11 protein-coding genes and 2 riboswitches are annotated in these 13,864 nt (G+C 57.8%); of the genes, 3 read left to right on the top strand and 8 right to left on the bottom strand.

The genetic code is table 11. From position 1 onward, the window contains the following. The first annotated feature begins 110 nt into the window (after positions 1 to 110). Entirely contained in the window at positions 111 to 1,361 is a 1,251-nt protein-coding gene (glyA, locus tag H8S11_RS02920; protein ID WP_279287530.1) for a serine hydroxymethyltransferase, read from the top strand. 110 nt (positions 1,362 to 1,471) lie between these two features. After that, a riboswitch (FMN riboswitch) is annotated at positions 1,472 to 1,598 on the top strand. A gap of 115 nt (positions 1,599 to 1,713) precedes the next feature. Beyond that, a complete protein-coding gene (locus H8S11_RS02915; RefSeq protein WP_147572188.1) occupies positions 1,714 to 2,307 on the top strand; it encodes an ECF transporter S component in 594 nt (197 codons plus the stop codon). A gap of 88 nt (positions 2,308 to 2,395) precedes the next feature. Here the strand turns inward: H8S11_RS02915 and H8S11_RS02910 are convergent, their stop codons facing one another. Further along, positions 2,396 to 2,800: a YjdF family protein gene (locus tag H8S11_RS02910; RefSeq protein WP_186852109.1), complete on the bottom strand. Its 405-nt coding sequence runs from the start codon at positions 2,798 to 2,800 to the stop codon at positions 2,396 to 2,398. Between the two features lie 160 nt (positions 2,801 to 2,960). Further along, positions 2,961 to 4,349: a MocR-like pyridoxine biosynthesis transcription factor PdxR gene (gene pdxR / locus H8S11_RS02905; protein WP_147572186.1), complete on the bottom strand. Its 1,389-nt coding sequence runs from the start codon at positions 4,347 to 4,349 to the stop codon at positions 2,961 to 2,963. Between the two features lie 133 nt (positions 4,350 to 4,482). Here pdxR and H8S11_RS02900 point away from each other — a divergent pair, with 133 nt between their 5' ends. Further along, positions 4,483 to 5,007 (top strand): ECF transporter S component, encoded by a 525-nt coding sequence (locus H8S11_RS02900; RefSeq protein WP_186852108.1) that lies wholly within the window; start codon positions 4,483 to 4,485, stop codon positions 5,005 to 5,007. Positions 5,008 to 5,115: 108 nt separating this feature from the next. Here the strand turns inward: H8S11_RS02900 and mgtE are convergent, their stop codons facing one another. From mgtE to rapZ, 6 genes are all read right to left on the bottom strand, one after another. Further along, the gene (gene mgtE, locus H8S11_RS02895) at positions 5,116 to 6,111 is read right to left on the bottom strand and encodes a magnesium transporter (RefSeq protein ID WP_147572184.1); all 996 of its coding nucleotides are present in this window, start codon (positions 6,109 to 6,111) and stop codon (positions 5,116 to 5,118) included. A 236-nt stretch (positions 6,112 to 6,347) separates the two neighbouring features. After that, positions 6,348 to 6,509: riboswitch (M-box (ykoK) riboswitch) on the bottom strand. 55 nt (positions 6,510 to 6,564) lie between these two features. Further along, a complete protein-coding gene (locus tag H8S11_RS02890) occupies positions 6,565 to 10,038 on the bottom strand; it encodes a DNA polymerase III subunit alpha (RefSeq protein WP_186852107.1) in 3,474 nt (1,157 codons plus the stop codon). 79 nt (positions 10,039 to 10,117) lie between these two features. Further along, positions 10,118 to 10,597, bottom strand: a complete 480-nt coding sequence (locus tag H8S11_RS02885) for a GNAT family N-acetyltransferase (protein ID WP_186852106.1) — start codon at positions 10,595 to 10,597, stop codon at positions 10,118 to 10,120. Between the two features lie 234 nt (positions 10,598 to 10,831). After that, positions 10,832 to 11,725, bottom strand: coding sequence for a DNA-binding protein WhiA (whiA, locus tag H8S11_RS02880; protein ID WP_186852105.1), 894 nt, complete (start codon positions 11,723 to 11,725; stop codon positions 10,832 to 10,834). A gap of 2 nt (positions 11,726 to 11,727) precedes the next feature. After that, positions 11,728 to 12,768, bottom strand: coding sequence for a gluconeogenesis factor YvcK family protein (locus tag H8S11_RS02875; protein WP_186852104.1), 1,041 nt, complete (start codon positions 12,766 to 12,768; stop codon positions 11,728 to 11,730). 66 nt (positions 12,769 to 12,834) lie between these two features. After that, positions 12,835 to 13,698 (bottom strand): RNase adapter RapZ, encoded by an 864-nt coding sequence (gene rapZ / locus H8S11_RS02870; protein WP_147572179.1) that lies wholly within the window; start codon positions 13,696 to 13,698, stop codon positions 12,835 to 12,837. Between the last annotated feature and the right edge of the window lie 166 nt (positions 13,699 to 13,864).

Raw genomic sequence — 13,864 nt, 5'->3', positions numbered from 1 at the left:
TTCATTCCTCCATTGTTTTTTCTCCGCTTACTGATATAATATATATTATTCTGGGGGAATATCTCTTTTCCTCAGAGCAAACTGCTTATTGATATCAGGAGGAGCTATACATGGTCAAGGAGTCTATGGATTTTCTCATCGCGCAGGACCCTGAAGTGGGTCAGGCCATCCGGGCGGAGTATGACCGCCAGCAGCAGAACATCGAGCTGATCGCCTCGGAGAACATCGTCAGCGCCGCTGTTCTGGCGGCGGCCGGCACCGTTCTTACCAACAAGTATGCCGAAGGCTATCCCGGCAAGCGGTATTACGGCGGCTGTCAGTGCGTGGACGTGGTGGAAAATATCGCCATCGAGCGGGCCAAGGAGCTGTTCGGCGCCAAGTTTGCCAATGTTCAGCCTCACTCCGGCGCCCAGGCCAATTACGCTGTCTACCAGGCCCTGTGCCAGCTGGGCGACACGGTCATGGGTATGAGCCTGGATAACGGCGGACACCTGACTCACGGCTCTCCTGTCAACTTCTCCGGCAAGAACTATCACATGGTGGCCTATGGCGTGGACAGCAAGGGATATATCGACTATGACCAGGTCCGGGACCTAGCTAAAAAACACCAGCCCAAGATGATCCTGGCTGGTGCCTCCGCCTATCCCCGCACCATCGACTTCAAGACCTTTGCGGATATCGCCCACGAGGTAGGGGCCTATCTTTTTGTGGATATGGCCCACATTGCCGGACTGGTCGCCGCCGGGCTCCATCCGTCCCCCATCCCCTATGCGGACGTGGTGTCCACTACCACCCATAAAACTCTCCGCGGCCCCCGTGGCGGTATGCTGCTGACCAACGACCCGGACATCGCCAAAAAGCTGAACTCCGCTATCTTCCCCGGCTCCCAGGGCGGCCCGCTGGAGCACATTATCGCCGCCAAAGCCGTGGCGCTTGGCGAAGCTCTGAAGCCCGAGTTCAAGGAATACCAGGGTCAGATCATCAAAAACGCCCAAGTTCTGTCCAAGACTATCATGGCCGGCGGCCTGGATCTGGTGTCTGGCGGCACGGACAACCACCTGATGCTGGTGGACCTACGCCCCGCCCATCTGACCGGCAAGGAGATGGAGCACCGGCTGGACGAGATCTGTGTCACGGTCAATAAGAACGCCATCCCCAACGACCCAGAAAAGCCCTTTGTCACCTCCGGCATCCGAGTGGGTACTCCCGCCGTTACCGCCCGCGGTTTTAAAGAGGAGCAGATGGAGATCGTGGGCAAACTGATCTGTGCCGCCGCTCAGGAGGATTTTGCCGCCAAGGTGGATCGTTTGAAGGAGGAGGCCCTGGCCCTCACCGCCCGTTTCCCCCTGTATCAGGACTGACTTCTTTCCTTAAATCATAGTCACCGGCAGTGCCGGTGGCTATGATTTTTGAAATTTTCTCTTGCATTTTTTCTTCCCCTGGCATATAATACTCCATGGACAACTGAATCCAATGTCTTCAGGGCGGGGTGAAACTCCCCACTGGCGGTAAAGTCCGCGACCGAATGTGGCAGCACATTCGCTGACCCGGTGGAACTCCGGGACCAACGGTCACAGTCCGGATGGAAGAAGATGTGTGTTGAACAATGACACGTGTGTTTTTGCGCGTGTTCGCGCACCTCCTTGATTGTTTTAACACCTGGAAGGCATTTTGGCTTTTCAGGGGTACCAAAACAATAAAGGAGTGTTTTTTATGTCTAATCGAGAGCAGACCCGGAAATTGGTGGTATTGGCCCTATTGGCCGGAGTATCGGTGGTGCTGGTATACTTTATCCGTATTCCGCTGATCCCTCTAGTCCCCTTTTTAGAGTACGATCCTGCTGATATCCCCATTTTCATCGGTGCCCTGGCCTATGGTCCTTTAGCTGGCGTCCTGCTCACTGTGGTTGTCAGTGTGGTCCAAGGGCTTACCGTAAGTGCCGCTACCGGCGGGCTGTTTTATGGCATTATCATGCATATTATCGCTACCTCTACCATGGTGATGGTGGTTTGTTCTGTTTACCGTATTCGGCATACTAAATCTGGCGCGGTTCTTGGGTTGTTCTTAGCTACGCTGGCACGGGGATTAGTTATGCTGCCCGCCAATCACTTTATTACCCCCCTCTTCATGGGCCAGCCTGTGGAGGTAGTTGATTCCCTGCTCCTCCCTGGGATTCTTCCCTTTAACCTGCTGGTAGGTACCATCAATTCCACCGTTACCTTCCTAGTCTACAAGACCGTTTCCCGCCACGTCATCCACGGCGAAGGTTGGAGCAAAAAATCCGCCCCGGCCGAGAGCGAAGCCTGACCTCCCCTGCTTACGCTCCACTGAAGCGGTCTGACCAGCCGCTTTCCTTCTAGAATTACATTTGCAACATTCAAAAAGCGGGGCAGAATTATCTGCCCCGCTTTTTTTCGCGCTTTTTTTGCTGCCGGAGAAGGAATTTCCGCCGGTCCTCCTCCTGACGCTCCAGATGCTTCTTTTCCCTTCGGGCCAGCCCTCGATCCTCCCGCTGAAGCGCGAGAGCCGCCTGGGCCTTGGTCCCTATCCCTCTGACCTGAATAGCCTTTCTCGCTTCCCGCTGAAGGCGCTTTTGTTTTCTCTCCAGGACAGGACTCTCCTCCTCCGACAGCTTACTGAACACCAGCCTGTGCCACTCCTTCAACACCCATTGATAGATCTGAGTGTCAGTGGGCTGGGCGCCAAAGGTGATTTTGGCCGCCTGATAGCCCTCCTCCCCCCATCGCTGGGCAATACCCACCCAAAAAGGGGACTGGAACAGCACTATAAAACTGCTCATACTTGGAACCATATTCAGTTTCCTCCCTAACATGACACGTCAGAGAAGGGACGACCCGGGAGGGAAGGCTACTTACGGGAGCGCGGACCCGCGGACGGACTACCAACCGCCTTGTGTTTTTATCTCTGCCCCTGCATTCTAATACAGAGCTGTCTCTCTGTCAATCCAGCAGGCCAGCCAGAAGCGCCAGGGCAGGAGCCAGCCGTGCGGGCGCTGTTCCCGGATAATTGACTACCAGAGTGTGGAGGGGGGCCGCCCCCGGCCGCTGCTGGTAGTCTGTGAGAAAGGAGAGCCTTACTCCGCGCGCCTCCATCTCCCTCGACAACCAACTGTCCTCCCTTTCCGTCTCCAGCTCCAGCAAAAAATGGAGTCCGGCCTCCTCTCCAAGCACACGGCAGCGGCCGGACAGAGGACTTTGGCCGATGGCTGCCAGCACCTCGTCCCGGCGATTTCGGTAAAAGACACGCATCCGGTTCACATGGGACTCAAAATAGCCCTCCTCCAGAAAGCTTGCCAGGGTATACTGCTCCATCGCCGGAACTGTACAGGAGTAGAAGCCTAGCCGACGTGGATACTCCTCCATCAGAGAGGGCGGCAGCACCATATAGCTGACACGCAGCGAGGGGGCCAGTGACCTGGAAAAGGTATTCATATAGATGACCCGTCCTGCAGCGTCTATGCTCTTCATCGCTGGTATAGGGCGCCCTGTAAAGCGAAACTCGCTGTCGTAGTCGTCCTCGATGATATATCCCCTTTGCTCCTCCGCCCATCGCAGAAGCGCCTGCCGGCGCAGGATGGGGGTCACTGTCCCTGTGGGGAACTGGTGGTTGGGCGATATATGGAGGATCTGCACCCCCCTCTCCTCTACCTCCTGGGGGCGCACCCCCCGGCTGTCCATCGGAAGGGGGATGCATCCCGCCCCGTTCAGGCCGTATATTCTGGCCGCCTTAGAGTAGCCAGGGTCCTCTACCCCGTACAGCAGGTCCCGGCCCAAAAGCTGTACGATCAAATTATACAGGTACTCCGTCCCCGCCCCCACCACGATCTGCTCCGGTGCGGCGGAAATGCCCCGGAACTGGTAGAGATGTCGGGCGATTGCCTGCCGCAGAGGATAGACACCGTTGTGGGGAGTCGCCTGAAGCAGCTCGGCTCCCCGCTCCGTAAGTATTCTTCGCATCAGCCGGGCCCAGACAGAAAAAGGGAAGCCCTCTGTCCCGCTTCCGGTCCCCCGCAGGTCCAGCCGCCACTCCCGCTGTTCCCTGTTCTTTTCCCTGGCCTCTGCCGGATTCTCCCTAACTGGTCCTGTCTCCACCGGGTTGACAAAATACCCCCGCTTTTCCCTGGCGTTCAGGTACCCCTCCGCCTCCAACTGGGCATAGGCGTTCTCCACCGTTACCACTGCGGTATTCAAATGGGTGGCCAGGGTCCGCTTGGAGGGCAGCTTCTCCCCCGCTTTCAAGCGGCCGGACAGGATGTCCTCCTTGATGCAGCGATACAGATAGTCGTACCTGGCCAGGCTCCCTCGCTTTTCCAAATCATATGTCAGCATAAACAGCCCTCCAATCTGGTCCTATAAAAAAGTTATAGTTTGGTCCTTTTAATCATATCAGATATGATTAAAATACAACTCAGTTGAAAAAGCAAGCAAAAATTTCCCCACCACTTTCAAAGGAGCGATCATCATGTCAGATACCAAGATCCGTAAGCTGGTATTAGCCGCCCTCTTTGCCGCCCTGTGTACCATCATGACCCTGGTCATCCAGGTTCCCTCCCCCATGCAGGGCTATGTCAACCTGGGAGACTGTGCCGTTCTTCTCTCCGCCTGGGTTCTGGGCCCACTCTACGGCGGGGCCGCCGCCGGCGTAGGTTCCATGCTGGCGGACCTTCTCTCCGGCTACGCTCACTATGCTCCTGGAACCTTCGCTATCAAGCTGGCGATGGCCGTAGTGGCCGCCCTGCTGTTTCAGGCTCTCCAACGGCGCCGCACTCCAAATGTACTCCTCTCCCAGGCTGTGAGCGGCTTTGCGGCTGAGATCATCATGGTAGCCGGCTATTTCGGCTACGCCTGCCTGTGGCTGGGCAAGGGTCTGGCCGCCGCGGCCTCCGTGCCGGGGAATATCATTCAGGGGCTCTTTGGGCTGGCCGCCGCGGCCGCAGTCTACGCCGTACTCAGCCGTGGCCACGCCCTAACTCATATAACCCGCTGATTCCGACAAGGTCCCACCGCCGAAATCTTGCCCGCTAATCGAAAGAAGCTGGAGGAAAGGCACAGCCTTTCCTCCAGCTTTTCTCCTCTCTCCGCCGGGTATTCCGCGTCATATTCTAAGAAGCAGGACGGCGATACGAAAGTATACCATCAGGGATATCCCATCCGCGATGGTGGTGATCAAGGGGCTGGCCATCACAGCAGGGTCCAGATGGGCACGGCTGGCCAGAATAGGCAGGAAACAGCCCAGCAGCTTTGATACAATCACCGTCACTACCAAAGTCAGGCTGACCACTATGGCCACTATCAGATCCAGGTGGTCCAAAACAGTCAGTCGCAGCAGATTGACAGCGGCCAGGGTAATCCCACACAGCACTCCGACCTGTATCTCCTTCCAGGCCACCTTCCACCAGTCCCCATACCCTATCTCCCCCAGGGAGAGCCCCCGGATGATGGTGACGGAGGACTGGCTGCCGCAGTTCCCTCCCGTATCCATCAGCATGGGGATAAAGGCAGTAAGTACCACCTGGGCGGCCAGGGCAGTCTCATAATGGGTAATAATGGCCCCGGTAAAGGCCGCCGATACCATCAGCAGCAGGAGCCACAGCACACGCTTTTTGTAGATCTCCCACACGCTGGTTTTTAGATAGGGCCGCTCGGAAGGAAGGATGGCGGCCATCCGCTCCATATCCTCAGTGGCCTCGTCCCGCAGTACCTCCATGGCATCCTCCGCGGTGACTGTCCCAACAAGCTTTCCCTCGTCATCCACCACGGGCAGTTCCACGCAGTCCGCCGCCTCCATCAGACGCACAGCCTCCTCCTGGTCATACTCCGGAGTAAGGACAGCCCTAGGGGCGGACATGGCCTGATCCAAACGGGCGCAGTCGGGCGCCGCCACCAGTTCGTAGAGGGTAAGAGCACCCAACAGGCGCCCCTCCTCATCCACCACATAGCAGCTGCTCATAAAATCCTGGGGCACACCCACCTGGCGCAGGCGGGCCAGTGCCTCCCGGGCACGCATCCGCGGAGAGAGCTCCAGGGGCTGACGGGACATGATAGCCCCCACAGTCCCAGGGATGGCAGGGATCATATTGATGTTCTTCATAACAGCTTCCTCCTTGTCGTCGAGTTCGGTTTTTTACCGTTTCGTGACAGGAGGTCCGGCAAACTCAGCCGGCTGTCTCGGCGCCCATCCCAGGACGCCGCGTACCATATTGAGTTTGTCCGCCGGGACCTCGACTGCCGCTGTCCATGAGATGTTCACCTCTCTTTGCTTCAAAATCGCTCCGGATAGAAAAGAGCACGCAAGCCGCGGCGGCGGCAAGCGTGCTCTGCACATACCCTATCATGCCACCGTCCAAGCTTTAGCATCGCGGGGCGGTGAAGTCGCGTTAAATCCTGCCTTCTGTTCGACAGGACCTGTTCAAACCAACGAAGGATGTCTCCATCCCTTTGCGGCAGCGACCCATATCCCCACGGTAGCCTTACCTACCGGATTACGGGGCTATTATATCCTCTTTCTGGCGGGCTGTCAACCCCTGGTTAAGCGGCTTGGCCGTCACTGCACCACCACGTTCTCCGCCCCCAGCCGTTCCGTCAGGTCAGCCACCAGGGCTGGATGGATTTGGCAGTAGGAGCCCACACGCTTTTTGCAGTCCTCAAAATAAAGCACCACCCGGCTCTCTCCGGGGAAAAAAGAGAGGGCCAGCCGGACCTTACGCAGGCGAGGGTCCTCTCTGGCGGGCAGGCGGAGGTAGAGCGTCTTTTCCTCCTCCCCTGTCATCTCCCCATTTAGGTCTCCCAGGGGGCGGATCTCATCCACCATGAGCTGTGGCTCCTTCTCGTCCCGGACAGAGATCCGGCCCGTAGCCAGGATCGCCGAGTTTTCCCTGATATGGCTGCCACTATTCTCCAGCACTTTGGCAAAGCACAAAAGCTCCATCGAGGCAGTATCATCCTCCAGGTTGACATAAGCCATCAAGGTGTTATTCCGGGTGGTTCTGGTACGGTAAGTGGAAATAATACCGGCCACTGATACCCTCTGGTTGTCCCGGTACTCCTTAGGTCCATCCTCCCGCTGAAAGTCCAGCAGGATAGAGCCGATGCTCACCGCCCCCTTCCGCCTGGCCATCTCCCGGTACTGATCCATGGGGTGCCCGGACAGATACAGCCCGGTGATTTCCTTCTCCATGGTCATCAGCTCCTGAGCGCTGTACTCCGCCAGCTCCGGCAGGACCAGTGCGGGAAGGGGGGCGCTCTCCTCCACTCCGCCGAGCCCAAAGAGATCCAGCTGCCCCTCCACGTTCCGCTTCCGAGCCGCGGCAATCCCGTCCAGCACTTGGCCGTATACCTGCATCAGTTGGGACCTACGGTAGCCCATGCGGTCAAAGGCTCCGGATTTGATGAGACTCTCCACCACTCTCCGGTTTAGATCCTGGTCAAACATCCGGTCGCAGAAGTCCATAAAGTCTGTAAAGGGTCCACCCTTTTCACGTTCTGACAACATGGCGTTTACAACGTTTCGTCCTACCCCCTTCAGGGCCACCAGGCCAAAGCGGATTCCTCCCTCTACCACAGTGAAATCGGCCTGGGACTCGTTCACATCAGGGGGAAGCAGAGGGATATCCATATCCCGGCACTCAGAGATATACTCCGCCACCTTCTCGGTGGAATCCAGCACCGAGGTGAGCAGAGCGGCCATGTACTCCTTGGGGTGGTGGCACTTGAACCAGGCGGTCTGATAGGCCACCACGGCGTAACACACAGCGTGGGCCTTGTTGAAGGCGTAGTTGGCAAAATCGTTGATTTCATCGTAGATAGACTCGGCAATAGCGGCGGGTACTCCGTTGTGCTCACAGCCGACAATATTCCGCTCCGGGTCCCCGTGGATAAAGGCAGCCCGCTCCCGCTGAATATCCTTCATTTTCTTTTTAGACATGGCGCGGCGCACCATGTCGGCCTGTCCCAGGGAGTAGCCTGCCAGCTGTTGGAAGATCTGAATGACCTGCTCCTGGTAGACGATACATCCATAGGTATTGGACAGGATGGGCTCCAGGGCCGGGTGCTTATAGGTAATCTTGTCCGGATTGTTTTTGCTGGCAATAAAGCGTGGAATGGAATCCATGGGGCCAGGGCGGTAGAGGGCGATGATGGCGGTGATATCCTCGATATTCTGTGGCTTGAGGCCGAGGCACACCCCGGTCATTCCCGCAGACTCCATTTGGAACACACCGGAGGTCTTCCCCTCTGACAGCATAGACATGGTAGCCGGGTCGTTCAAGGGGATGCTTTCTAGTGTAAAGTTCTTTTCCTTGCTTCGGACCATTTTGACCGCGTCATCCAGAATCGTCAGGTTACGCAGTCCCAGGAAGTCCATTTTCAGCAGTCCCAGCTCCTCCAGAGTGGTCATCACATACTGGGTAACAGGCAGGCCGTCGTTGGTCGCCAGGGGCACATAGTCGCAGACCGGCCGGCTGGTGATAACCACACCCGCAGCATGGGTGGAAGTATTCCGCGGCATCCCTTCGATGGCCATGGCGGTATCGATGAGCTTTTTGATGCTCTCATCCCCGTCATACAGCTCTCTCAGCTGTTTAGACAGCTTCAAAGACTCCTCCAGCGTGATGTGCAGCGCTCCAGGACCACTGGGGATAAGCTTGGCCACCGCATCCACATCTCCGTAAGGCATTCCAAGAACCCGCCCCACGTCCCGGACAGATCCCCTGGCCGCCATGGTACCAAAGGTGACGATCTGGGCCACATGGTCGGCACCATATTTTTTGTTTACATAATCAATGACCTCTTGCCGGCGGCGGATACAGAAGTCAATATCAATATCGGGCATGGATACCCGCTCTGGGTTGAGAAATCGCTCAAAATACAGGGAGTACTGCATGGGGTCCAGGTCTGTGATATTCAGGCAGTAAGACACCATGGAGCCGGCAGCCGACCCGCGCCCCGGTCCCACAGGGATGTGGTTTCCCTTGGCAAACGCGATAAAGTCGGACACAATAAGGAAATAATCCACAAAGCCCATCTTACGGATCATATCCATCTCGTATCGCAGCTGCTTCCGATATTCCTCAGGCTGGTCCGGATAGCGGCGTGCAAAGCCATCCATACACAGCTTTTCAAAGTACGCCTCCCCATCTGTCCAGCCCTCTGGGAGCTGAAAGTGGGGCAGGTGATATTTTCCAAACTCAAATTCCACATCACACAGTTTGGCAATTTTGGCAGTGTTCTCCAGCGCCTCAGGATAGTTGGGGAACAGTGCGGCCATCTCATCCTCTGACTTGACATAGAACTGGTCGGTTTCAAACTTCATACGATTGGGGTCGTCCACAGTCTTGCCCATTTGAATGCACATCAGAACGTCCTGTGTCTCCGCATCCTCCTGGCGGAGATAGTGGGCGTCGTTGGTGGCGATAAGGGGGATGCCTGTTTCCTCATGGATGCGGACCAGCGCGGCATTCACCTGCTTCTGGGCCGCGATGCCGTGGTCCTGGAGCTCCAGGTAGTAGCCGTCCTCTCCAAACAGCTCCCGCATCTCCAGTGCCACCGCCTTAGCCTGCTCATACTCCCCCGCCAGCAGCAGCTTGGGCAGTTCTCCGCCCAGGCAGGCGGAGCAGGCGATCAGGCCGCCAGCGTGCTCCCGCAGTAAGTCCATGTCGATGCGGGGCTTAATGTAAAATCCCTCTAGATAGGCCTGAGACACCATATAGGACAGGTTTCGATAGCCCTCCTCGTTCCGGCAGAGGAGCACCAGGTGGCGGGAATCCGCGTCAAACTCATGGACCTTTTGGAAGCGGGTGCGGCCCCGTGGCGCCACATAGACCTCGCAGCCGATGATGGGTTTGATCCCCTCGGCCTTGCAGGCCCGGTAAAAATCAATGACTCCATACATACAGCCGTGGTCAGTGATGGCCACCGCATCCTGCCCCAGCTCCTTGACCCGCTCCACCAGCTTTTTGATCCGGCAGGCTCCGTCCAGTAAGGAAAACTCCGTATGCAGATGTAAATGGACAAAGGACATAGCCTTTTCTCCTCCCTGGGACAAACTGCCCCACCACTTCTTCATTTCTCGCTCTAAAATTTGATTTCTAGAGTGCGGTTCACTCCGCCGCCTGCTTTAGCCTCTCCCCCGTGAGGCGGTAAGTAGTCCACTCATCCATGGGAGTGGCGCACATCTTTTGGATATAAAAGTTAATAGAAGGGGTGTTCCAGTCCAGGCAGGCCCATTCCAGCCGCCCGCACCCACGTTCCACCGTGATACGGGCAAGTCTCTTTAGCAGGGCCTCCCCGTAGCCCTTTCCACGCTCCTCAGGCAAAACGAACAGGTCCTCTAGATAGATGCCCGCCCGGCCCAAAAAGGTGGAGAAGTTGTGGAAGAACAGAGCAAAGCCCACCTCTCTCCCACCGGCCGCAGCGAAGATGACCTCCGCCTTCTGTTTCTCAAAAATCCATTCCCGCAGCAGCTCCGGTGTGGCCACCACCTGGTCGGACATATGCTCATAATCCGCCAGAGCCCGGATAAAGGACAGGATCAACTCCTCATCCCCTGGGACCGCGGTCCGAAATGTACAAACTGTCATCGTATCTCTCCTTGTCATAGGCGCGCTTTTGATTGGCTAGGGCCTGTCCCTCTTACCGCTTTTTTCTTAACTGCTTTTTGCTTCTCTCCGCTTCCCCTGTCCATGGGTCCTATATTTCCATATTGAACCAGAGAACAGCGGGGCAGCTCAAAATCTGTCAGCTTGTGCTTTGGGACTCCCAGGGAATGCGACCCGGCTAACCATTTTGCGCCTTCCCTGCATACGCCCGTTCATCTATCCTTCCTCTCTCCCCAACTCTACCAGCTTCCGCAGGCGGTGGTTCAGTGCTGACTTGGTGATCGGTGGATCACACCGCTCCGCCAGCTGGGACAGGGTGTCCTCTGGATGGGCTAGTCGAAGGGCGGCGGTCTCCTTCAGCTTGTCCGGCAGAAGGGCCAGCCGGCCCCGCTCCTCCAGGCGCCGTATGGCCTCCAACTGGACCATGGCCGCCTCCACCGCCTTATCCAGATTGGCGGCATCACAGTTTACCCTTCGGTTCACGCTGCCCCGGATGTCCTTCTCCAGCTTGGCGTTCATCACTTCCATAGCGGACACAGGGGCACCGATGGAGGTAAGAAAATCCTCGATCCGGTCACTCTGCTTAAAGTAAATGACAGAATTTCCCTTCCGCTGGGCCGCTTTGGGCTCCAGCTCCATTTCCCGCATCAAGGCCTCCAGCTCCCGGCTGACGCTCTGGTGCGTGGTAGCCAGCTCCAGGTGGTAGCCCTTTCTGGGGTCGGTCACCGATCCGCCCGCCAGGAAGGCTCCCCGCAGAAAGGAGGTCCGGCAGCAGCTCTCCTCCAGTACAGCAAAATTCAAATGGAGGGCCAGCGCGCCCAAGTCGCTGCCGAAGGTCTGATGGACAGCCGCCAGCTTATCCCGGTCCATGATGGAGAAGATATACTTCCCCTCCCCGTCTGGCAGGCGGTCAAAGGTGATACGAAACGCCTTTTTCAGCAGTGGAGGCAGCCGCTTGGCAAAGGCTTCGCTCTCTGTCATCACCCGGATCTCCCGGGCACTGAAGGTATTGCAGTAGAGCAGCACACCGTAGGCCTCCGCCTGGGCACAACACCGCCGGTTGAGTGGGATCCGACATAGCTCAGTCTTCACATCTCCGGAAAAGGACATGGTCATTCCTCCAATATGTAGCGCCTCTCTCCCCGGAAGATGCGCACCGCTCGCTGACGGTAGATCTCCAACAGGGCGGCCGCCAGCTTATCCGGGTCATGGCGGGCAAAATCGCCCTTGTCGGAGGCCAGAGGCCGCTCCTCCAGCTCCAGCCCCATCGCGGCGACGCGCTCCCGGTCCACCGTTAGAGGCGCCGCGTCCTCCACCCGGTATTTCTCCACTAGCCCAGGATGAACTGGCGCACTGTTGGCCAGACACAGGTCCAGCAGCCCCGGCTCCCCGTGGACCAACAGGGCTTCCAGGTGGTCAGCGGCGGTATACCCCTCTGTCTCTCCATCCTGAGTCATGATGTTGCACACATAGATCTTTGGCGCGTCCGACTGGGCGATGGCTTTGGCCACCCCGTCCACCAGCAGATTGGGGATCACACTGGTATACAGGCTCCCCGGGCCCAGCAGGATCAGATCCGCGTCACGGATGGCCTCCAGAGCGGCGGGCAGAGGGGCGGGCCGCTCTGGGATCAGCGCCACCCGAGAGATCCGGCAGTCCTGCTCTTTTTTAAAATGGTATATCTTGGACTCTCCCACCACACGGGCCCCGTTTTCAAAGATGGCCTCCAGCTGCACGTCCGCACTGGTAACCGGGATGACTCGGCCCGTGATCGCCAGCACCTGGCTCATCTGGCTGACCGCCTCCTCAAAGGAGCCGGTCACCCCATTCAGGGCCGCCAGAATCAGGTTGCCAAAGGACTGTCCGGAGAGGGAGCCCTCAGTAAAGCGGTAGGTCAGCAGCTTCTCCATGATGGGCTCCGTGTTGGCCAGGGCCTCCATACAGTGGCGGATATCACCCGGGGGCGGCATTCCAATATCCCGGCGAAGCATTCCAGAGCCTCCCCCGTCATCCGCCACAGTGACGATGGCGGTCAGATTCTTGGTATATTTTTTTAAGCCGCGCAGCATGGTGGAAAGGCCCGTACCGCCGCCCACAGCGACGATCTTGGGCCCCCGCTCCCACTGCTGGAGGCTGGGCAACGTATCGCTCATAACCGCTCCTTTCCCTGAAAGGACAGACCTGCTCCGTGTCCCGTATCCAGGCCACGGCCCCTGCCATCAGTTTCTTCCCAAGTCCCGGTGGCTCTCCGCCACAGGCCAGCCCTGCCCTCTGATCCGCTCGGCTAGAGCATGGGCGATGGCCACGGACCGGTGGTGCCCGCCGGTGCAGCCCACGGCGATGACTAGAGCCGTCTTGCCCTCCTCCTCATACCGGGGAAGGAGCCAGCCCACCAGGGCCCACAGCCGCTCCAAAAACTCCTCTGCCTGGCCGCCGTGAAACACATAGTCCCGCACCCCCTGGTCCAGTCCGGTAAGGGGACGCAGGTCAGCTACATAGTAGGGGTTGGGCAGGAAGCGGACATCCAGGACCAGATCGGCCTCCATAGGCACCCCGTGCTTGAATCCGAAGGAGGACACCCGAATGTCCATCCGCCCCTCTGTGGAACTGCCCTTAGCAAAAATGCGGCGCAGCTCTCCCTTCAGCTTGGCGGGGGACAGATTAGTGGTGTCGATTATATATTCCGCCCGCCGGCGCAGGGGCTCCAGCATCTGCCGCTCCAGAGAGATGGCCTGCTCCAGACTGTCGCACTCCTCGGCCAGAGGGTGGCTGCGGCGGCTCTCCTTATACCGCTTGATAATAGTTTCGTCCGAGGCATCCATAAAGAGGATCCGGTAAGCGCACTTCATGGCCTTCAGGTCAGTTAGGGCCTGGAACAGGCTATCAAAGTTGGTGCCGCCCCGGATGTCGGTGACCAGAACCACCCGGTCATACTCCCCGGAGCCAGCCATACCGAGTTCTGCGAACTTGGGGATCAGGGGGGCGGGCAGATTATCCACACAGAAGAAATCCATATCCTCCATAAAAGAGGCGGCTTTGCTCTTTCCCGCTCCGGACAGGCCGGAGATGATAACAAATTCCATCCAATTACACCTCACCGCCGCCTCTCCGCCAAGGACCAGGCGGCTTTTCTCTTTCTATAAGGTCCAACAGGCGGCATGGGACCTTCCACCGGGTAGAGCGGCAGGCCCCTAGGGCAAGCACCTGGACACCTCTATTCCTAGAGCATAAGCCAGCGGCTTGTCGCCA

This window comes from Flintibacter hominis (assembly GCF_014287965.1).
GTDB lineage: Bacteria > Bacillota > Clostridia > Oscillospirales > Oscillospiraceae > Lawsonibacter > Lawsonibacter aceti.
Note: the sequence above shows the minus strand (reverse complement) of the source record. Positions and strands in the feature narration are given on the sequence as shown.